The following is a 21663-nucleotide window of genomic DNA, read 5'->3' as shown; positions in this document are numbered from 1 at the left end:
GACCTCAGTACATTTATAATAATATAGATAAACTTTGAGAGGTTAATAGTAAATGAGTAAATACAAACAAGTCTACAGAGACTTAAAAGAAAAAATTGACACTCGAGTATATAAACGTAATACTGAATTACCGAGTGAAAATGAGCTAGTTAAGGAATACGGCTATTCTAAAGATACAATAAGAAAAGCCCTGTCTCTATTAGAAATTAATGGTTACATTCAAAAAATCAAAGGTAAGAACTCTTTAATCCTAGGGCATGGTAGGATTAAAAATAACTATCTAGGAAATATTAAAACTTCTTCTGAATTAAATATTGATGGAAAATATAAAATTAAAACTACCCTTCAGTCTCTTTATATTATTCAAGGAGATAAAAAAATTATGAATATTTTTGGAGCTAATGAAAACAATGATTTTTATAGAGTTAGCCGTAGCCGAATTATAAATGGCGAACGCCTTGAATATGAAGTGTCATATTTTGATCGTAAGCTTGTACCATTTATCAATAAAGAAATAGCTGAATCTTCTATCTACAAATATTTAGAAAAAGAATTAGGATTAAATATTACCCACTCTAGACGAGAGATTTCATTTAGATATGCAACCGAAGAAGAAAAACAACATATGGACTTAGGTGAATATAATATGGTGGCTGTTGTTGAAAGTATCACATATTTATCAAATGGAAATATACTACAATACGGAATACTTAGTTATAGACCTGACAAATTTACATTTGTAACTATGGCAAAAAGATAAAAACGATTCATAAATTACGATTTTATACAGATCAAATTTATAGAGTCGTTCTTTTTTACTTCTCAATTTATTAATCTTACTATTCAAATATTTTAAGTACGGTGACGGACAGTTTCATCTAACTTTAATTGTCATTTAGACAATTAAAGTGGATATTACACCTTGAAATTAAGCTTCAAATCTTAATTTCATCGATAGAACTTTTTAAAGTTCCATTTTCATCATTACAAAATATTTGAACAAAATTACTGATAACTAAAGATATTTATTTCATGTATTGATTAGTTTTTTTATTTTTCTTACTGTTTTGTAGTAGCTGAAGTAAAACACGGTTGTGTTTTACTGCGAGAAAATGAGACTACAGGCTCATTTTCTAACCGGAATATCCTTTTGAGATAGCAAAATATATGGAGGTGTCGCAAGCTACACTTAAAACAGTAAAAAGAAAAATATAAAAATTTCTAAGATATGGCATCCCTTCATATATTAAAAAAGCTGATAAAGGAATTCATCCTTCTATCAGCTTTTTATATTATTATTTTAATCTTTCTTCTAATTCTGCTTTCAAGTCTTCAAATCCTGGTTTTCCAAGAAGAGCAAACATATTTTTCTTATATGCTTCTACTCCTGGTTGGTCGAATGGATTCAATCCTTGCATATATCCAGAAATACCTACAGCTTTTTCGAAGAAGTATACTAAGTATCCAAAAGTAAACTCGCTCATATCAGGAAGTTCTACTACAAAGTTAGGTACTCCACCATCTGTATGAGCAAGAAGAGTTCCTTCAAATGCTTTAGTATTTACAAAGTCCATAGTTTTTCCAGCTAAATAGTTCAGTCCATCTAAGTTATTTTCAGCTTCTTTAAGTTCAATATCTTTATTTGGAGATTTAACTTTTAAGATAGTTTCAATTAGGATACGACGTCCCTCTTGAACATATTGCCCCATTGAGTGAAGATCAGTTGAGAAGCACACACTTGATGGATATAATGCTTTTCCATCTTTACCTTCAGACTCACCGTAAAGCTGTTTCCACCATTCGTTGAAGTAAACCATCGATGGTTCGTAAGATACAAGAATTTCAATTAATTTACCTTTTTGTTGTAGTACGTTACGCATTACAGCATATTGGTAAGCAATGTTAGTACTTAAATCTGGTGAAGAAAGTTCATCTTGAGCTAATTTAGCTCCAGCCATCATTTTATCAATATCAATTCCACTTACAGCTATTGGAAGTAATCCTACTGCAGTAAGAACTGTGAAACGTCCACCGATATCATCAGGTACTACAAATGTTTCATATCCTTCATCATCAGCTAATGATTTTAATGCTCCACGAGCTTTATCAGTAGTAGCAAAGATTCTTTCTTTTGCTTCTTCTTTTCCATATTTTTCTTCAAGTAATTCTTTGAAGATACGGAATGCAATCGCAGGTTCAGTAGTTGTACCAGATTTAGAAATTACGTTTACAGAGAAATCTTTTCCTGTAGTTTTTAAGTAATTAACTAATTCTTGAGTGTAACTTGAAGAAATAGTATGACCTACGAAGAAGATTTGAGGAGTTTTTCTATCTTTTTCATAGAAGTTATAGAAACTATCGTTAAGCATTTCAATTGCAGCACGAGCTCCTAAGTAAGAACCACCTATTCCGATAACAACAAGTACATCAGAATTATCTTGAATTTTTTTACTGGCTTCTTTAATTCTAGCAAATTCTTCTTTATCATAGTTCGTTGGTAAATCAACCCATCCTAAGAAATCACTACCAATTCCAGTTTTATTGTGTAATTGATCGTGAGCAACTTTTACATAACCTTCCATATTTTTCACTTCTTGTTCGTTAAAGAAGTTTAGTGCTTTCGAATAATCAAATTTTAAGTGCATTTTTGTTCTCCTTATTTATTTTTTCATCTTTTATTATAAATCATTGTTGGCTTATCGTCTATAATATAATCGTAAATTAATTCAGAAACTTTATCCGCATTATGCCTAATTGTATTATTATCAACGATTCCTACATCATTATTTTTTATTAATTTTATTCCCAGCTCTTGTATTTTTTCTTGATCGATTTTGACCGGTTCTTGTTTTTCTTTGTGATATTTCGATAAAATACTATCATCAAACTCACGAGAATTTGCAATTACCAAATCAAAAATATTCTCTTCTACATGTTTGTTTATTGCAACGACATGATCAGAAACTGAATAATTATCCGTCTCTCCATGCTGAGTCATAACATTACAAACATATATCTTCTTAGCATTACTTTCTCTTATTTTTTCTGAAACTTTAGATATAACTAAATTAGGTATTATAGAAGTATATAAGCTACCCGGCCCCATTATAATATAATCTGCCTGTTCAATAGCCCTTAATACATCTTCATTTGGTTTAACTCTAGAAGGAGTGATATACACGTGATCTATTACTCCTCCCGCTTCAGTAATCGAAGATTCTCCCCTTATTATTTCACCTGTTGAAAGCACTGCGTTTAACGTTGCTATATCATTAGTTGTCGGTAAGACAGTACCACGCACATTTAAAATTCTACTCATAACTTTAACTGCTGTAGAAAAGTCACCGTGTATATCCGTCATAGCCGCTATCATTAAATTACCTACCGGATGTCCCTTAACCTCACCACTATCAAAACGATATTGGAACATTTTCTCTAAATACGGCTCTACATCTGATAGTGCTGCTATAACATTTCGAATATCTCCTGGTGAAGGAATATTCATATCACTTCTTATCTTTCCAGAGCTTCCTCCATCATCTGCTACCGTTACTATAGCTGTTATATCAAGAGGATATTTTTTTAATCCTCTTAAAAGAACCGATAAGCCAGTTCCTCCACCAATAGTAACTACTTTTACTTTAGTACTCATTTTCCTACCTACCCTTATTAATATCTCTATGTTCTAAGTATACTCTATAGCCTAATTTTGAAATATCATCATGTAGTCGTCTCGCAACACTTACAGAACGGTGTTTCCCACCTGTACAACCCACAGCTATTGCAACCTTATCTCTTCCTTCATATTGATATTTATCTATCATATACGTCATAAGATCTAAATACTTATCATAAAATTCTTGAGTAACTTCATCATCAAAAACAAAATTGTATACTTCACTATCCTGCCCAGTTTTTTCTCTAAGCTCATTTATATAAAATGGATTCTTTAGAAAACGAACATCAACAATGTTATCAGCATCTATCGGCACTCCATATTTATATCCAAAACTAGAAATTGTAATATGATAACTATCTTTTTTCTCGATTCCAAAATCTTCTAGTATTCTCTTCTTCAAATCTTTTACAGTTGTATTAGTAGTATCATAGATATAGTTAGCAATACCTTTTACCTCATCCATGTCTTTTCTTTCCTGAGAAATACCCTCAAGTAAACTAAACTCAGTCGACAACGGATGATTTTTCCTAGTTTCTTTATATCTATTAACTAACACTTGATCATCACTATCCAAGAATATTATTCTAACATCAAAATATTCACTGTGTTGTATTTTTTTTAATAATTCTTTTAAATTTACAAAGAGATGCTTACTTCTAATATCTATACTTATCGCTGTTTTATCAATCTCTTTTTCTTCAATTATTCTTAAAAAATCTTCCACTACTAAACCAGGTAAATTGTCCGTACAAAAATATCCTTGATTTTCAAAAACTTCCAATGCTGTATTTTTCCCTGCTCCACTTATTCCTGTAATAATAACTAACTTTTTCTTCATAGTTTCACATCCATTATATAATATTCTAAAAGTTTATGGAATAATAAATTCAGTTTAACAAAGAAATAATAAACTGCTCCATTTCTCTATTGTACAACATTTCTATATATTTGTGTAGTATTTTAAAATATTAAAAAATAAAACTACCGCAAGAAAATATCTTACAGTAGTTTTATATTAATTACGAGTTGTTTCTACTTCTATTAGCAGTGGTTGTACCATTTGTCCTACTAGTTGTTGCTCCGGTTGTGTTACTTCTTGTTGTAGCGTTATTATTCGAAGAACCATTTTGATTCCTAATAATTGTAGTATTACTATCATTTGAATCATTGTCATTTCTACTACTATTATTATCATTGTTGTTATCGTTATTATTTCTTCTTTCTTGTTCTTCTTGATTACGTTTATTCTCTTCTTCAATCTGACGACGTTCGCTTTCAGAAATAACTTTAACTCCTCCATTTATAGAACCGACATTACCAGGAACTGAGAATCCTTTTGGTGGATGGATACGAACTATATTTTGCATATTAATTCGATATAATGCTTGTGTTTTTTGCGTATCATCTTGAGTCATAAACTTAGTTGGACCATCTATAGCGTCAAACCCTTGCCATACAGCCAGTGTATAATTACTAGTATATCCAATTGTCCAAGAATCTTTTGAATAGTTATTAATATCGAAACCATACTTTTGAGCTTCTCCTTCACCAAAAGTTGTAGTTCCAGTTTTAACTGCCATATCAGCTCCACTAATTCGAGCAAACCCTGCAGTTCCATTTACAACATTTCTAAGCATTGATGTCATAATATAAGCTGTAGATTCTTTAATAACTCGTTTTCTATCATCTGTACTGAAACTCTTAATTTCAGTTCCCTCACTATCATAAACCTTTTTAATAGCTTTAGGCGTAGCGTAATATCCTCCGTTACTAAATGGAACATATGCTCCTGCCATTTGTAATGGTGAGAATCCATCACTACTTCCTCCAATAGGAGTTGTAATAGAATCATCTGTAATATTCATTCCTACATTTGCCGCATATTGTTTTACTTTATTAAATCCAACTTCCTGATATGTTTTAACAGCAGGAATATTGTATGACCAAACTAAAGCATTATTTATCGTGATATTTCCATGATATTGTCTGTCCCAGTTTTGAATTTGCGAACCTTGGATTTTACTATCATTTACAGTGTGATCAGAACCCCAATTTAAGTATTCAATCGCTGGTCCATATGCAAGTATTGGTTTGATAGACGAACCAGGTTGCAGTTTTGCTTGTGTTGCAATATTAAACCCATGGAATGTTTGTTTTTTACCACCGTATAATGCAGCAATACCACTATTCTCATTATTTAATACAGCCATCGCAACATTGCTAGACTGTTTAATTCCAGCATAATTTGAATTTACACTTTCAGTTAATGTGTCTTGAATTTTCGAATCAAAGTTTGTATATATTTTCAATCCAAGATTCAATACATCTCCTTCATAGTCTTTATACTCTTTACTATTTTTCAATTCGGCAACTATTTGGTTCATATATGATGTATATTTAGAATTAAATTCACTTGATAATAATACGCGTTCACTTTCATCACGTTGAATTATACCTGATAATACATCTGTTTTTTGAGCAGCTGTAGCATCCGCTTCAGTAATTTTCCCATGATATTGCATTAGGTATAATACTGTATCACGACGCGATTTAGCAGCCTCCGGATTATCATATGGATTATATGTATTTGGATGCTGTGGCATACCTGCTAAAAGAGCCATTTGTGGAAGAGTTAATTGATTCAAGTCTTTTCCATAATAATATTTGGCTGCTGTTTTTAAACCATATACTCCATCAGAATAATATATTCTATTTACATACATTGTAAATATTGATTCTTTATCGTAATTTTGTTCAAGTTTATACGCTAAGTATGCTTCTTGAACTTTACGTTTTACACTCTTATTATCATCTAAGAACGTTCTTTTAATTAACTGCTGAGAAATTGTAGATGCCCCTTGCGAACCAAATCCACTCGTAAGGTTGGATACTACTGCACCTATTAGACGTCTAAAGTCAACAGCTCCGTGTTCAAAGAATCTATTATCCTCTGTAGCCAAAATTGCATCCTGCATTTTTTCTGGAATATCTGCCGTTTCTAAGTTTTCACCGATTTGATTTCCTAATTTTGCTACTTCATTATTATTTGCATCATAAACTATTGTTCTAGAATTGTTGTCTAGGATTTTTGAATCAAACGCTGGTGCTTGATAAATCCAAAACACACATAATAAGAATAAAGATATAATAGCAACACTCGCCGCGTACAATCCATATCTTAATATTTTCATCCATAATACCTTATTATTCTTTTTAGAATTAGGATTACTTATTCTATTTGGACCTATTGGTCGTCTAGGTCCTCCAGGCCCATTACCCCCTGATACCTGTTGAGAATTTCTCTGTTGAGATGGAGGCAACGTTTGTCTTTGACTTGTACCTTGAGGTCTTTTAGGTGGTACAGGACGACTTGAGCTTGGTCCTCCTCTTCTCATAATTTCTTCATTTGTTAATGGTCGTCTAGGTTGACCACTATTTATTGGATTATTATTTCCTCTAGATATATATCCACCTGGCATGACACTCTTTCTTTCTTGAGAGTGCCTATCTTTTCTCGATAACCGATTATTATTATTTTCTGCCATAGCATATCCTCTCTTTTTTATATATTTAAACTTTCACTTTATTTATATTTATTTTTCATAATAAAATGGTATAATATACTACATTAATTTTAATGTATATTTGAAAAAAAATCAATTTTCTTTGTATATATTAACTATTATTTAACAATATTGTAATATAAGAAAAGGTCTTTCAATTATATAATTATTAATTAATATTAAACTTAAATCATTTATTATTTTACTTTAAACTAAAATATAATCTATAAACAAAAAGAAGCTATCATTAAACCAAGTCAAGAAAATCAGAATAGGAAATCTAACTTTCTGAGATCAGCTTACATACAACAATAGCTTCTTCTTAAATTTTTTATTTAGTTTGTACAACTTCAATATTATCAATAGCCGCTTTAGCTGCTGCTATTCTCGCAATTATCACCCTATAAGGCGAACAAGATACATAGCCTAGTCCTATTTTAGAGCATAATAAAATTGATTTTTCATCTCCTCCATGCTCTCCACAGATCCCTAGCTTAATACCAGATTTAACAGTTTTAGCCTTTTCGACTGCAATTTTCATGAGTTCTAACACTCCACTTTCATCTAAATGAATAAATGGATCAGACTCTAATATATTCTTTCTCTTATAAATATCAATAAATTTCTCAGCATCATCTCTAGAATAACCAAATGTTAACTGAGTTAAATCATTAGTTCCAAAACTAAAGAAATCCGCATGTTTAGCAATCTTATCAGCTATTATGCATGCACGTGGTATTTCAATCATAGTTCCTACTCTATAATTGAAATCTTCATTATACAATTGAATCTCTTTTTCTACCAATTCTACTATTTCTTCACGCAATACTGCAAGTTCCTTTTCTAAACCTACTAAAGGAATCATAATTTCAACATTTACTTCTATACCTTCTTTACGGGCTCTAATCGCTGCCGAACTAATGGCTTTTGCTTGCATTAAGTAAATTTCTGGATACGTAATACCAAGTCGACAACCACGATGTCCCATCATAGGATTAAATTCGGCAATACTAGCAATTTTCGCTTCTAACTGATTAACACCAACCCCTATTTCCTCGGCAATAATTTTAACAGTTTGCTCATCTTTGGGTAAGAATTCATGAAGCGGTGGATCTAATAATCTTATATTAACAGATTTTCCTTTTGCCACTTTAAAAATTCTATAAAAATCTTCACTTTGAATTGGCTGTAATCTATCTAAGAATCTAATTCTCTCATGAGTATCACTCGCTAAAATCATTTTTCTAACTAAACTTATTCTATCTTCTTCAAAGAACATATGTTCAGTTCTACATAATCCGATTCCTTCAGCTCCAAATTCAAAGGCAACTTTAGCGTCAATTTCATTATCTGCATTTGCTAGTACTTTAAGATTCCTAATCTCATCAGCCCATCTTAAAAGCTTATTAAATCTATCGCTGAATCTGGCATCAATTTTATCAACTTCTCCTAGATAAATTCTACCACTACTTCCATCAACAGAAATAGTATCTCCTTCTTTTAATGTAATCCCTGAAATTTTCAATGTTTTTTCACTGTAATTAATAATCATATTCTGACAACCACAAACACAACATTTCCCCATTCCTCTTGCTACTACAGCTGCATGTGATGTCATACCTCCACGTAAAGTTACAATAGCTTCTGAACTAATCATACCTTCAATATCTTCCGGGGAAGTTTCTTCTCTTACTAAAATAACAGGTTTGGTTTTCGCCGCTTCTACCGCTTCTTGTGCTGTGAAATAAATATCACCGACTGCCGCTCCAGGTGATGCTGCTAATCCTTGAGTTAATTGTTTAGCTTCTTTTAATGATTTTTCTTCAAATGTGGCATGAAGAAGTTTATTAACCTCTTCAGTTCCTATTCTTAAAATTGCTTCTTCCTTAGTAATAACTCCTTCTTCTACCAATGAAACAGCAACTTCTACACCAGCATTTGGAGTCCTTTTCGCATTCCTTGTTTGAAGGATATATAGTTTTCCATCTTCAATAGTAAACTCAATGTCTTGCATATCTTTATAGTGTTTCTCTAGTTTTTTAGAAATCCCTACGAATTCTTTATATAAATGTGGCATATCATCTTTCAAAATACTAATATTCTTCGGTGTTCTAATACCAGCCACTACATCTTCACCTTGTGCATTAATCAAATATTCACCAAACAACTTATCTTCACCAGTGACTGGATTTCTACTAAACGAAACGCCAGTACCGCAATTATCTCCCATATTTCCAAATACCATAGCTTGAATATTAACAGCAGTACCTAGTTTATCACTTATATTATGAAGTCTTCTGTACACTTTAGCACGGTTATTGTTCCATGATTTAAAAACAGCCTCTATAGCTAACATAAGCTGTTCCTTAACACTCATCGGAAACTCACGACCTACTTCTTTTTTATAAATTTCCTTAAACTCTTCAACGATATTGAATAAGTCCTTTTCATTCATATCACTATCTTGTTCATAGCCATTCTTATTTTTAACTCTTGTTAAAACTTCTTCAAATTTATACTTTTCAACATTCATTACTACATCAGAAAACATTTGAATAAATCTTCTATAACTATCATAAGCAAATCTATAATTATTATTTTTCTTAGCTAATGCTATAGTAGTCTCATCATTTAAACCAAGATTCAAAATTGTATCCATCATACCAGGCATAGAGTACACCGCACCACTGCGAACAGATACCAATAATGGATTATCAATACTTCCTAATTTTTTACCAATATCTTTTTCTAAAATCTCAAGTTGCTCATTTATTTGTTTTAAAATTTCAGGTTTAATCCTCTCCCCATTTTCATAATAACTATTACAACTTTCAGTAGTAATAGTAAAGCCGGGTGGAACATTTATACCTAAACTTTTCATCTCTGCAAGGTTAGCACCTTTCCCACCTAATAAAGATCTCATATCTTTATTTCCTTCACTGAAATTATAAACATATTTTTTTGACATCTTAATATCCCCCTATGGAAATTTCATCACTTTATGAAATTTCTCTATTTAATCCTTAGCTAAATCACTAATCCTCGTTCTCTCATAATTCCAATAATCAATTCTGCTGTTTCTTCAATAGCCTTATTCTCAACATCAATTATCGGGCATCCAAGTTTTTCCATTACTTCTATTGCATATTCTAATTCTTCAAAAATTTGAATTTCATCTGTATAATCTGTATTTTCATCAACTCCGAGAGTTTTAAGCCTTTCTTCTCTCAACTTATTAAGTTGTTCAACAGAATTTGTTAAACCAATAATTTTTCTTTTTACTTCATATAATTGTTCTGGTAACACCAATCCTTGAACTATCGGTACATTCATAACCTTTATGTTTCTATTTGCAAGGTATAAGCTTAAAGGAGTTTTTGAGGTTCTCGATACTCCTAAGATAACTATATCCGCTTCCCTTAGGCCATTAATATCCTTTCCATCATCATATTTAACAGCAAATTCTAAAGCATCAACTCTCTTAAAATACTCCACTCCCATCTTCCTATTTAGCCCTGGATTTCCTTTAGCTTTTAATTCAAGCTTATCTTCAAAAGTACTAAGCATTTCACTTAAAAGATCTATAACCTTTATATTTTTTTCTAGACTTTTTTTCTTAATATACTCAGATAAAGTACTATCCACTAAAGTTTGAACTATTACATCGTCCTCTTTCGCATTAGATATAATACAATCTACTTTTTCTACAGTACAAACATTAGAATTTTTTAATACCTTATATTGCACATCTCCATAGGAAAACTGAACTAATGCTGCATCAACAACATCTTTAGCCGTATTACCTATTGAATCTGAAATTATATGTACAGTTAACATATTACCCCTCCAGTATCTCTAACAATAACTTTATTAAAGTAGTTTTTGATATTTTTCCAACGACTACCTTCCCGTCACCTTCATCTCTTACAACAGGTAAGCAATCTATCTCATGTGAAATTAACTTTCTTAAAGCATCGCTCACTAGCTCATCTTCATAGATATATATAACATTCGGCACTCTAGTCATAGCCAGTGCTATAGGAAGATTTTGTCCATCAGGATTCCTAGCTAATTTCAACATATCCTTTCTCGATGTAACACCTGCAAGATGATTTTTCTCATCAACAATAAAAATTGTCCCTACATCATAAACAAACAACTTTGATAATACATCTGAATAATTCGCTGTAGTTTTGGCAGTTATTGCTATCCCCATTACATCTTTTACCAATTTACTTTTTACTTCTTCACGTTGCTCTCCTAGTGAAAAGTTATAATTGTAATAATATCCAACATTTGGTTTGGCTTCTAAAATTTCTAACATCCCTAATACAGCCAAATCATTTCTTAAAGTAGACTTTCCAAGCGCCAATTTTTCAGCTATCTCATCACTTGTTATTGGTTGAAAATCCTTTACTATTTCAATTATAGCTTTGTGTCTTTCCGTAAGTTTCATTCTGCCTCCTTGTTGTATTATAATTTGTATTATACAATATATTACACATTAATTCAAGGGTATAACTTAAATAATGTGTAATAATTTAAAAATGTGACATATTTATAGAAGTAACAGGACCAACCCAAAAGTCCTAAATTTTAACAAAATGTATATGATAATTTATAGACGCAGTGGTTTATTGATATCTAAATTTGCTTTATAAAAGCTTTTTAGATATCTAATAAACTTTGCGGGGGTGACTCGACAAAATCGATTTCTCCGAAATCACGATTTTTGAGTCACTCCCTAAACACATTATTTATAAATATATAAAAAAAGAGTTACTCGATATCTATTTTATTTAATTTTAAGTGTGTATGTGTTATAATAATCTTAATAATAAATTGAGGGGAAATATCGCATGTCAAAATTATCAAAACTATTTGCAATCGGTACAGGAATAGCCGTTGCTAATTACTATTCAAAAAATCCAAACAAGGTTGAAGAACACGCTGAGTATGTTAAGAGAAAATCTAAAGATTATTACGGATACACACGTTGCATGATTCGTTACACTAAAAAGAACGGTGTAGAAGAAGCGGCAATCTATCTTTATAATGACCTAGTAAAAAATCTTAAAAAAGCAAAAGACGCTTTAGAAAACAAATACAACGATGCTGTTGATTACGGAAAAGAACTATCTAACAATATCACAGATATTAAAGAACATGTTTCTAACGTTAAAGAATACACTTCAGAAGTTAAAGAAAATCTAGGAGAAGCTAAAAAAATTGTTGAAGACTTCAAACCATCAGTAGAATTATACAAAGAAAAAGCAATGGCTTCTTTAGAAAAAATTAAAGATCAAGTATCTAATATCAAAAAAGACGTTAACGAATCAAATGTTCAAGAAAAAGTTGAAGATTTCGCTAATAAATCAACTGAAACTCTAGATACTGTAAAAGAACGTGTTGAAACTGAAGTATTAAACAATACTACTGAACAAGAAGAAAAATAATAAATATACGAATTAAATATGGGAGTGACTCGAAAATATCAATGATTTTCGAATCACTCCCACTCTTTTTTTTATATTACACTATTTTAAATTATCTAATGCAGCTATTCTCTCTTTAACACTATCATATTGTTCTTGATATGTTGCTTGTTTTTCTTTTTCTTTAGCTACAACCGCCTCTGGAGCAGAACCGACAAATTTTTCATTAGAAAGTTTTTTGTTTACTCTATCTAATTCTTGTTGTAATTTTTCTAATTCTTTTCCTAGACGTTCTTTTTCTTTATCCACATCGATTAAATCACTTAATGAAACATAGATTTCAGCACCTGGTAAAATACGGCTAATATCAGTTTCACTTGCTTCTACTTCGCGTTCGATAATAAGTTCGCTAGGACGAGCAAATTTCTCTAAGTACGCACTACCATTTAATAATACTTCTTTTACGCTATCTTGTGAGTATTTAATCTTAATAGGAATCTCACGAGACATAGGAGCATTCACTTCACTACGGATGTTACGTACTGCAGTAATTACATCTTGGATGAATTGCATATCTTCAGTTTCTTTTTCAAATACTAGACCTTCTTCAACTTTAGCAAATTCACTAGTTACAATACTATCTCCTGTGTGAGGGATATGTTGCCAGATTTCTTCAGTTACGAATGGCATAAACGGATGTAACATTTTTAGAGAAGCATCAAGAACATATACTAAGATAGATTTAGTAGTTTTCTTCGCAGCTTCATCTTCACCATTTAATGAAATCTTAGCAATTTCAATATACCATGAACAGAATTCTTCCCACACGAAGTTGTATAGAATACGGCTTGCTTCACCAAACTCATATTTTTCGAATAATCTTTCGAAGTCCTCAATAGTTTTAGCTAGTTTTGTTAAGATATATTTATCAGCTAATGTTTTTTCTCCAGTTAAATCAATATCACTGTATTCAAAACCTTCAAGGTTCATAATTACGAAACGAGAAGCATTCCAAATTTTATTGATATAGTTCCAACTTGCTTCAATTTTCTCAGTTGAATAACGTAAGTCTTGACCTGGTGTTGAGTTAGTAGCTAAGAAGTAACGTAAGCTATCAGCTCCGTATTGTTCGATTACTTCCATTGGGTCTACACCATTACCAAGTGATTTACTCATCTTACGACCTTGTTCGTCACGTACTAAACCGTGGATTAAACAATCTTCAAATGGGCGAGTTCCTGTAAATTCTAAACCTTGGAATACCATACGAGCAACCCAGAAGAAGATAATGTCATATCCAGTTACTAAACAGCTATTTGGATAGTAACGTTTGAAATCTTCATTTTCTAAATCTGGCCATCCTAATGTAGAGAATGGGAATAATGCTGAAGAATACCAAGTATCAAGAACGTCTTCATCTTGAACATAGTTTTCAATATCTTTTGGTGGGTTTACATCAACATAAACTTCACCAGTTTCTTTGTGATACCATGCTGGAATACGGTGTCCCCACCATAATTGACGTGAAATACACCAGTCTTGGATATTTTCCATCCAAGTATTTAGCGTATTTTCAAAACGAGGTGGATAGAAGTTAACCTTTTTATCTACATCTTTTTGATTTTCTAATACTTTATCAGCAAGAGGTTTCATGTCTACAAACCATTGTTTAGAAAGATATGGTTCAACAACAGCACCACTACGCTCAGAGTGTCCTACTGAGTGAAGGTGTTTTTCGATTTTGAAGCATACTCCACTTTCTTGTAAGTCAGCGATAAGAGCTTTACGACATTCGAAACGATCCATACCATTATACTTATCAGCGTGTTCATTCATAACAGCACCTTCATCCATAACGATGATACGTTCTAAGTTATGACGTTCTCCTACTTCAAAGTCGTTTGGATCATGAGCAGGAGTTATTTTAACTACTCCACTTCCGAAATCTTTTTCTACATATTCATCTGCAATAACAGGAATTTCTTTATTTGTTACTGGTAAAAGAACTGTTTTACCAATATATTTTTGATATCTTTCATCTTCAGGATGAACAGCAACCGCAGTATCTCCGAATAGAGTTTCAGGACGAGTAGTTGCTACTTCTAGATAATCCCCACTTCCATCAGCTAAGAAATATTTAAGGTGATAGAATGCACCTTCTACATCTTTATGAATTACTTCGATGTTAGATAATGCAGTTCTTTGAACTGGATCCCAGTTGATAATTTTCTCACCGCGATAGATTGTACCATTGTTGTAGTGATCTACGAAAATTTTCGTAACAGCTTTGTTTAATCCTTCATCTAATGTAAATCTTTCTCTTGAATAGTCTAAACCTAATCCAAGTTTAGCCCATTGTGCACGAATATATCCAGCATACTCCTCTTTCCATTCCCATGCACGCTCTAAAAATTTTTCACGACCTAAGTCATAACGACTTAATCCTTCTTCACGCATTTTAGCTTCTACTTTAGCTTGAGTAGATATACCAGCGTGGTCCATCCCTGGAAGATAAAGTACATCAAATCCTTTAAGACGTTTATAACGTGTTAACATATCTTGTAACGTTGTATCCCAAGCATGCCCAATATGTAATTTACCAGTTACGTTTGGTGGTGGAATTACGATTGTATATGGATTCTTTTTACTTTTATTATCAGCTTTAAAAACTTCTTTTTCCAACCACCAGTTGTAGCGATTATTTTCTACTTCGGTCGGATTATATTTTGTAGACATTTCAGTCATGACTGTTCCTCCTAAATTTTTATTTTATTATTAATTATTTTTACTTTTACTAGTTTTATTGGTGAAATTTTTTCTAGGTAAAAAAAATAACCTCCATCCCTACATAAGGACGAAAGTTTCCGTGGTACCACCTTTATTCTAATTATATAAATTAGCACTTAATAAGATTAACGCTCTAACCACGTTTAAAGCTACTTACTTTCACTCTAAATGCTCACCGGCTACTTCAAAGTCCTGCCTAGGAGAAATCTCTCAACCACTGATTTCTTTTCTGTATCCTACGGTACGCAAGAACTTCTACTTATCGGCTCATCGCATATATTTTATAATTAAAATATGTTTAATATAATAACACACTTTTTTTTATAATGCAAGTGAAATAAAAACTTTGTAATTATAGTATGTAAGAATTTGTTAATTTCTATAAAGTCCTCTACCTTTTATATTTTTGACATCCTAAAGAAATAATAGTATAATATCTTTAGATTAGAGGAGGTGTTAATATGCCAAACATTAAATCAAGTACAGATTTACGTAATAATTACAATGAAATCTCTTCGTTTTGTCATGAAACAGGTGAACCAATTTTCATTACAAAAAATGGTCGTGGAGATCTTGCTGTTATGAGCATTGATTTATTCAATAAATTCATGGGAAGATACGAACTATATCAACTTCTTGAACAAAGTGAATCTGATTTTACAAATGGTCGTACCCTTACTTTTGATGATTCCATGAAAAGTTTGAGAGAGGAACTGAAAAATGGAATATTATAAAATACTTGTTTCTGAAACCTATCACAAAGACCTAAAAGATATAATCCATTATATTTATCATAATTTAGATGCACCAATTACTGCATCTACCTTACTTGACGAGATAGAATCTACTGTTTCTACTCTTTCTATCATGCCTCTTCGCTATGGATTAGTTGATGATGCCTATCTACGCCGTAAAGAATTTAGAAAATGTCTTGTTAAGAATTACATCATTTTCTATAAAGTAAACGAAGAAAATAAAACTGTCATGATTCACCGAATTCTTCATGCAAGACAAAAATGGATTGATATCCTATAAAAAATATTCCAGAATAGACATAAGAAAGTACTTCAATGACTAGAAATCTAATTCTATCATTGAAGTACTCTTTTAAATATTAATCTTCTTTTTTATTTTTCCATGCTGTGGCGTTATCTATTTTAATTGGTAAATTATCTAAATAGAACTCCGGATCTTTTCCTTCTTTATGTTGTTTTACATAGTCTTTTAATACTACATAAACTACACCAGAAAGACCGATAATCGCGATTAAGTTTAGTAAACTCATAATACCCATTGTTACATCAGCAAGTCCCCAAACTAAATCTAAGTTCATTACACTTCCTACGTATACAAAGATACATACAATAACACGATAAACATTTACAGCCCATTTTTTAGGAAGTAAGTATTGAATGTTTGTTTCACCGTAGTAGTAGTTACCAATTACAGAACTATATCCAAATAAGAAGATTGCAACGATTAAGAAAATTGTTCCAATGCTCCCTACTTGTGAAGTTAGAGCTGCTTGTGTAAGTTGGATACCTTGTAACTTACCAGCCCCATATTCCACACCAGGATACAGTAGGATTAAGAATGCTGTTGCTGTACATACTAAACATGTGTCGAAGTAAACTCCTAAAGTTTGGATAAATCCTTGTTTAGCTGGGTGAGTACTGTCAGCTGTTGCTGCTGCGTTAGGAGTTGATCCTAAACCAGCTTCGTTAGTGAACATACCACGTTTAATTCCTAAAAGTATTGATGTTCCCATACCGATTACTCCACCACCTACTTGTTCAAGACCAAATGCTGATCTAACGATTTGAACAAGAACACCAGGTAATTTGTCAATATTAATAACCATAATAACTAATACGATAAATAAGTACGCCACTGCCATTACTGGTACTAACCATTGAGTAATTTTAACAACTTTTGTTACACCACCAAAGATTACGAAAATTGTAAGAATTAACAGTGCAATCCCTGCGATATGTGTATCCACATTGTATACTTGTAAAGCTTGAGCAATAGTGTTAGTTTGAACCGAGTTAAATGCTACACCATAAGTTACTGAAATAACAATCGCAAATAACACACCCATCCATTTTTGTCCAAGACCTTTTTCCATATAGTAAGCAGGTCCACCGCGATAAACTCCTTTTTTATCACGAACTTTATACACTTGGGCTAATGTTGATTCTGCAAATGATGAAGCTCCACCAAATAATGCCATTACCCACATCCAAAATACTGAACCAGGTCCTCCCATTGCAATCGCAATCGCAACCCCAGCAATTGTTCCAGTACCTACTCTTGACGCGGCTGAAATAGTGAATGCTTGGAATGCTGAAACCCCTTTTTGTTCTCCATCCTTGCCTACTTTTGGCTTTTCAGTAATAAGTCTGAACATTTCTTTAATATAAGTAAATTGAATAAACTTTATACTAAATGTAAAATAAATACCAGTTATCATTACTAACCCTATTAGGAAATAAGTCCACATAAAGTCATTAACGGTGTTTAATAATTCTAAAAATCTATCCATTAAGAGTCAACTCCTCGTTAAATTTATTTTATTACGTCTACTATTATACTTTAAAAACATCATACTTAGGAATATACGTTAGAAAATCTTACATAAATCTAATTGTATAATACAAAATTGTTAATAATAGCTGAGTAATAGCTCATGTAAATTACAAATCTCACATGAAAAATCCAGGTAATTTAAAACATCATTTCTAAATCACCTAGATTTTCTAGTCTATACATATTCAATTCTATTTACTTCTTCATTATTATTCATTGGATAATCACTGAAGCCATTATTCATGTTAGGAACGACCAATCTTCTACCTCTTGCTTTTAAAATAGAGTTTATTTCATAACCGCTTAGCATGTTATAATCTAATTTTTCCTGAAGTACATATTCTCCACTTCTAATTCTAGCTCTAATGTCTGTCGCAGCAACAAAGTAAACAACCATAAAGACAATAGAGAATATTAGTTGTGATAGTGAAACAATACTACTTAATGTACTATTACTAGCTCCTTGGAAAATAAAGCCACTAAATGAAGATAAAATTGTTAGTGTAGCTTGAATATACAATGCTACCCTTCTACCTTTTGTATCAAAGATTGGTAAATACATAATAAATAACATAATAAAGTTAAATATATAAACTACTAATCCCGCGACCGCTAATAATACAACTCCAGTAATTAGTAAACCAGCATACTGTTCCTTAAAAGCATCAGTAGTAAATCGTAAATCTACCAGAAATAACAATAAGGCTCCAATTATAGCAGATGGAATCGCAAAAGTTAGTATATATGCTATTCCCCAATTGTTTTTCCATACACGTCCTTTGTACTCTTTATAAATTCTATAAGTGTTATAGAAAGGTATAAATGCGAGTACTGACCTAACCCCAAGTATATCAAACATAATTTTTGAAAAAACAACTGTAATAATATACCCGACAATAAAAAATATAAGTAATACCATTATAACAATAGCTAACACTTGATGTAATATGTACTCATCAAAATTAAACATAAATAATCCCTCCTTATTCTACATCATAAAATTCATCTAACACATAAGTTGTTACAGGTTTAACATATAATTCATATTTAGCTACTAAATCAGCAATGATATCACCATCAATCAGAGTAATAGCTCTAGTTCCCAAACGAGATGCTTCTATAGCTGATTTCGAAAATTTTGATGTTGTAATAAATATTCCAAACTCAGCATTATACTTATCCATCGCCCCTCTAAACTTATCTATTTCAGGAGAAGGCACATTCCCTTCCCATCTTTTAGCCTGAATAGCAACTCTAGCAGTTCGAAAATCATCACTTGTTATATATCCAAACCCATCTAATCCACCATCATTAGAAACTTGAATCCCTATCTTTTCATCCATTTCAACATTCATCTTAGAGACAAGTTTTCTTGCGAACATCTCAAATTTTGCTGGACTGAATTTTTTTAATTTTCTAATTAGCTCATCTCTCCACTGATCTTCTACAATTTCTTTTTCATCAACCGTAATTACCTCTTCAATATCAACGATTTCTTTTTTCTGTTTAATTTCTTTATTAATCTTTTTGTAAATAGCAGAAAAATCTAAAACTTCAAGGTTAGCCTCACGTCCTTTATCCGTAAGAGTATATATTTTATTTTCTTTTTTTAAAAATTCCGCTCTTTCTAAATAATTCAAACTAAAATTAATAAAAAACTCAAAAGGTGAATATTCTTTATTACTCTTCTCAGAAATACGACGAAAATCAATATATTCTTCAGTTATAACTTCTGAATTTTTTCTAAAATACTCTACTATCGCTCTTTTTGTATCACTTCCCCCTTTTTTTCTAAGTGCAATAATTATTTCTTTAGAAATAACATTATCTTTCTGACTAGTTGTCATTTTAAATATATTCACAAATTCTCCCTCCTTTATTTCCTTCACCTTTATTATACTAAAAATCTTTATAATTTAATAGCAAAAAAAGAATGAAATTGTCTGAAAATACAACCTCATCCTTTACAATTATTTATGATAGCTTGCTCCTGTAATTATACGGTAAGCTCTATATACTTGTTCAAGTAAAACAACACGCATCATTTGGTGTGGAAACGTCATTCTACTAAACGATAATGCAAAATCACTGCGTTTTTTCACACTGTCAGAAAGACCATAACTACCACCAATTACCAATGCCACATCACTCTTACCTGTAAGCATTAAATTATCAATTTTTGATGCAAATTCTTCACTCGATAAATTTTCACCTAAAATTTCTAAAGTAATAACATACTGATTATCTTTAATTTTCGATAATATGTTGTTACCTTCTTTTTCCATCGCAAGAGCTATTTCTGAATCATTCTCTACCTTTACTTTTTCATCTGAAATTTCAATAGTATTTAACTTAATATATGCTCCAAGACGTTTTTCATATTCTTTTATAGCATCTCTATAAAATTTTTCCTTAACTTTACCTACACAAATCAAAGTTACTTTCATCAGAACCTCTTTCTATCTACACATCTTTACCAAGAACAAATTTTTCAATAGCATAAGCGAAACCATCTTCATCATTTGACTTAGAAATAAAATTCGCCGCTTCTTTTAAAGTAGGATTAGCATTATCAACCGCAACTCCCATACCAGCGAACTCAATCATGCTTAAATCATTAAGTCCATCACCTAATGCCATTACATTCTCATTTGTTAAACCAAGTTTTTTACATAATGAATCTAAAGATACACCTTTAGAAATACCCTTATCATTAATCTCGATAAAGAACGGTTTAGACATAGCTACCTCATACTCATCACCTAATTCAAGCGCAAGTTTATCTTTCACTGCAACAGCTTCATCAGGATGTTTAAGTATTATTACCTTAGCCGCACCTTCTTTAATATCATCTTTCATATTTTCACTAATTACTAATTCTGCACTTACTAAAACAGACTCAATTCGTGCATATTCATTATCACGATTCGTAAGAACTTTCCCACCTTGATAAGTAAGAATATCACAATCATTCGCCAAAGCAACATCTATTAAGAACTTAATTCTCTCAGGAGATAAAAACTTCTCATAGATCACTTCATTCGTTTTAAGATTAGCAATTCTAGCCCCATTAAATGAAAGCAAGTAGTTATCATAACTATCCAGTTGTAAATCTTCTACTATACTCATCATTCCAAAATCAGGTCTACCCGATGCTAAAATAACCTTAATATCTTGTTTCTTACACTCTTCAATTACTTCTCTATTTTTCTTAGAAATCTCACGATCACTATTTAATAGCGTATCATCAATATCTGTAACAACTAATTTTATCATACAAAAGCTCCTTTTTTTATCACTTTGGGGGTGCATTGCGTTGTACATTTGTGTTTTAAGAAGCGAAGCGATCATAAAACACTTAGGTACAACGTATGCAAAAGCAACTTTAATCTTAACGAACAAAGTGAGGAAAAGATTATTAGTTGCCACTGCCAAACGACTTGTTCTATCCTTGATTTAATCATATTCTACAAATCTGTTTAAACCTCGTTTACTCAATATATTATATCAGATAACCTTAATCTCTCATAGCGAAAAGGGAGTATCGTGATTTCGAAGAAATGATATGTACCCCTTTTACTGGACAAAACAGTGAAAGGGGTGTTTTTTA

17 protein-coding genes and 1 other annotated feature are annotated in these 21663 nt (G+C 31.6%); of the genes, 4 read left to right on the top strand and 13 right to left on the bottom strand.

Going from position 1 to position 21663, the window contains the following annotated elements; translation table 11 throughout:
* Nucleotides 1-52 precede the first annotated feature (52 nt).
* Nucleotides 53-760, top strand: coding sequence for a UTRA domain-containing protein (locus RWL85_RS05465; RefSeq protein WP_314085834.1), 708 nt, complete (start codon nt 53-55; stop codon nt 758-760).
* A 535-nt stretch (nt 761-1295) separates the two neighbouring features.
* Here the strand turns inward: RWL85_RS05465 and RWL85_RS05460 are convergent.
* The 7 genes from RWL85_RS05460 to RWL85_RS05430 form a co-directional block, all read right to left on the bottom strand.
* Nucleotides 1296-2645 (bottom strand): glucose-6-phosphate isomerase, encoded by a 1350-nt coding sequence (locus RWL85_RS05460; RefSeq protein WP_314085831.1) that lies wholly within the window; start codon nt 2643-2645, stop codon nt 1296-1298.
* A gap of 23 nt (nt 2646-2668) precedes the next feature.
* Nucleotides 2669-3652, bottom strand: a complete 984-nt coding sequence (locus RWL85_RS05455) for a YvcK family protein (RefSeq protein ID WP_314085830.1) — start codon at nt 3650-3652, stop codon at nt 2669-2671.
* Nucleotides 3653-3656: 4 nt separating this feature from the next.
* Nucleotides 3657-4517, bottom strand: coding sequence for an RNase adapter RapZ (gene rapZ, locus RWL85_RS05450; protein WP_314085827.1), 861 nt, complete (start codon nt 4515-4517; stop codon nt 3657-3659).
* A 181-nt stretch (nt 4518-4698) separates the two neighbouring features.
* The gene (locus RWL85_RS05445) at nt 4699-7224 is read right to left on the bottom strand and encodes a transglycosylase domain-containing protein (protein ID WP_314085824.1); all 2526 of its coding nucleotides are present in this window, start codon (nt 7222-7224) and stop codon (nt 4699-4701) included.
* A gap of 349 nt (nt 7225-7573) precedes the next feature.
* Entirely contained in the window at nt 7574-10210 is a 2637-nt protein-coding gene (gene ppdK / locus RWL85_RS05440) for a pyruvate, phosphate dikinase (protein WP_314085821.1), read from the bottom strand.
* Between the two features lie 59 nt (nt 10211-10269).
* Complete coding sequence (locus RWL85_RS05435; RefSeq protein ID WP_314085819.1) at nt 10270-11079, bottom strand: pyruvate, water dikinase regulatory protein; 810 nt, start codon at nt 11077-11079, stop codon at nt 10270-10272.
* A gap of 1 nt (nt 11080) precedes the next feature.
* Nucleotides 11081-11698 (bottom strand): CBS domain-containing protein, encoded by a 618-nt coding sequence (locus tag RWL85_RS05430; protein ID WP_314085816.1) that lies wholly within the window; start codon nt 11696-11698, stop codon nt 11081-11083.
* A 403-nt stretch (nt 11699-12101) separates the two neighbouring features.
* Here RWL85_RS05430 and RWL85_RS05425 point away from each other — a divergent pair, with 403 nt between their 5' ends.
* A complete protein-coding gene (locus RWL85_RS05425) occupies nt 12102-12698 on the top strand; it encodes a hypothetical protein (RefSeq protein WP_314085813.1) in 597 nt (198 codons plus the stop codon).
* Between the two features lie 81 nt (nt 12699-12779).
* Here RWL85_RS05425 and RWL85_RS05420 read toward each other — a convergent pair whose 3' ends face one another.
* Complete coding sequence (locus RWL85_RS05420; protein WP_314085810.1) at nt 12780-15422, bottom strand: valine--tRNA ligase; 2643 nt, start codon at nt 15420-15422, stop codon at nt 12780-12782.
* A 102-nt stretch (nt 15423-15524) separates the two neighbouring features.
* Nucleotides 15525-15744 (bottom strand) — a binding site (T-box leader).
* Nucleotides 15745-15925: 181 nt separating this feature from the next.
* On the opposite strand from RWL85_RS05420, the gene RWL85_RS05415 reads away from it, so the two are divergent.
* Together RWL85_RS05415 and RWL85_RS05410 are read left to right on the top strand one after the other, a co-directional pair.
* Nucleotides 15926-16198 (top strand): type II toxin-antitoxin system Phd/YefM family antitoxin, encoded by a 273-nt coding sequence (locus RWL85_RS05415; protein WP_314085809.1) that lies wholly within the window; start codon nt 15926-15928, stop codon nt 16196-16198.
* Nucleotides 16185-16499, top strand: a complete 315-nt coding sequence (locus RWL85_RS05410) for a type II toxin-antitoxin system RelE/ParE family toxin (RefSeq protein ID WP_314085807.1) — start codon at nt 16185-16187, stop codon at nt 16497-16499. Before RWL85_RS05415 ends, RWL85_RS05410 begins: the two co-directional genes overlap by 14 nt.
* Before the next feature lie 79 nt (nt 16500-16578).
* On the opposite strand, the gene RWL85_RS05405 is transcribed toward RWL85_RS05410, so the two are convergent.
* The 5 genes from RWL85_RS05405 to RWL85_RS05385 form a co-directional block, all read right to left on the bottom strand.
* Nucleotides 16579-18009 (bottom strand): sodium:alanine symporter family protein, encoded by a 1431-nt coding sequence (locus RWL85_RS05405; RefSeq protein ID WP_314085805.1) that lies wholly within the window; start codon nt 18007-18009, stop codon nt 16579-16581.
* A 219-nt stretch (nt 18010-18228) separates the two neighbouring features.
* On the bottom strand, nt 18229-19023 hold the full coding sequence (locus RWL85_RS05400) for a hypothetical protein (RefSeq protein WP_314085803.1): 795 nt from the start codon (nt 19021-19023) through the stop codon (nt 18229-18231).
* Nucleotides 19024-19036: 13 nt separating this feature from the next.
* Nucleotides 19037-19915: a restriction endonuclease gene (locus RWL85_RS05395; protein ID WP_314085800.1), complete on the bottom strand. Its 879-nt coding sequence runs from the start codon at nt 19913-19915 to the stop codon at nt 19037-19039.
* 108 nt (nt 19916-20023) lie between these two features.
* A complete protein-coding gene (gene rlmH, locus RWL85_RS05390; RefSeq protein ID WP_314085798.1) occupies nt 20024-20500 on the bottom strand; it encodes a 23S rRNA (pseudouridine(1915)-N(3))-methyltransferase RlmH in 477 nt (158 codons plus the stop codon).
* A gap of 16 nt (nt 20501-20516) precedes the next feature.
* The gene (locus tag RWL85_RS05385; protein WP_314085796.1) at nt 20517-21329 is read right to left on the bottom strand and encodes a Cof-type HAD-IIB family hydrolase; all 813 of its coding nucleotides are present in this window, start codon (nt 21327-21329) and stop codon (nt 20517-20519) included.
* Nucleotides 21330-21663: the final 334 nt, after the last annotated feature.

It is taken from the genome of uncultured Gemella sp., from assembly GCF_963515875.1.
Lineage (GTDB): Bacteria > Bacillota > Bacilli > Staphylococcales > Gemellaceae > Gemella.
Note: the sequence above shows the minus strand (reverse complement) of the source record. Positions and strands in the feature narration are given on the sequence as shown.

Bases quoted from the DNA above. Each gene is read 5' to 3' on its own strand.
- RWL85_RS05420 (WP_314085810.1), bottom strand. From the start codon at position 15,422: ATGACTGAAATGTCTACAAAATATAATCCGACCGAAGTAGAAAATAAT.
- RWL85_RS05465 (WP_314085834.1), top strand. From the start codon at position 53: ATGAGTAAATACAAACAAGTCTACAGAGACTTAAAAGAAAAAATTGAC.
- RWL85_RS05385 (WP_314085796.1), bottom strand. From the start codon at position 21,329: ATGATAAAATTAGTTGTTACAGATATTGATGATACGCTATTAAATAGT.
- RWL85_RS05460 (WP_314085831.1), bottom strand. From the start codon at position 2,645: ATGCACTTAAAATTTGATTATTCGAAAGCACTAAACTTCTTTAACGAA.
- RWL85_RS05455 (WP_314085830.1), bottom strand. From the start codon at position 3,652: ATGAGTACTAAAGTAAAAGTAGTTACTATTGGTGGAGGAACTGGCTTA.
- RWL85_RS05430 (WP_314085816.1), bottom strand. From the start codon at position 11,698: ATGAAACTTACGGAAAGACACAAAGCTATAATTGAAATAGTAAAGGAT.
- RWL85_RS05400 (WP_314085803.1), bottom strand. From the start codon at position 19,023: ATGTTTAATTTTGATGAGTACATATTACATCAAGTGTTAGCTATTGTT.
- RWL85_RS05435 (WP_314085819.1), bottom strand. From the start codon at position 11,079: ATGTTAACTGTACATATAATTTCAGATTCAATAGGTAATACGGCTAAA.
- rapZ (WP_314085827.1), bottom strand. From the start codon at position 4,517: ATGAAGAAAAAGTTAGTTATTATTACAGGAATAAGTGGAGCAGGGAAA.
- RWL85_RS05405 (WP_314085805.1), bottom strand. From the start codon at position 18,009: ATGGATAGATTTTTAGAATTATTAAACACCGTTAATGACTTTATGTGG.
- ppdK (WP_314085821.1), bottom strand. From the start codon at position 10,210: ATGTCAAAAAAATATGTTTATAATTTCAGTGAAGGAAATAAAGATATG.
- RWL85_RS05445 (WP_314085824.1), bottom strand. From the start codon at position 7,224: ATGGCAGAAAATAATAATAATCGGTTATCGAGAAAAGATAGGCACTCT.
- RWL85_RS05425 (WP_314085813.1), top strand. From the start codon at position 12,102: ATGTCAAAATTATCAAAACTATTTGCAATCGGTACAGGAATAGCCGTT.
- RWL85_RS05415 (WP_314085809.1), top strand. From the start codon at position 15,926: ATGCCAAACATTAAATCAAGTACAGATTTACGTAATAATTACAATGAA.
- rlmH (WP_314085798.1), bottom strand. From the start codon at position 20,500: ATGAAAGTAACTTTGATTTGTGTAGGTAAAGTTAAGGAAAAATTTTAT.
- RWL85_RS05410 (WP_314085807.1), top strand. From the start codon at position 16,185: ATGGAATATTATAAAATACTTGTTTCTGAAACCTATCACAAAGACCTA.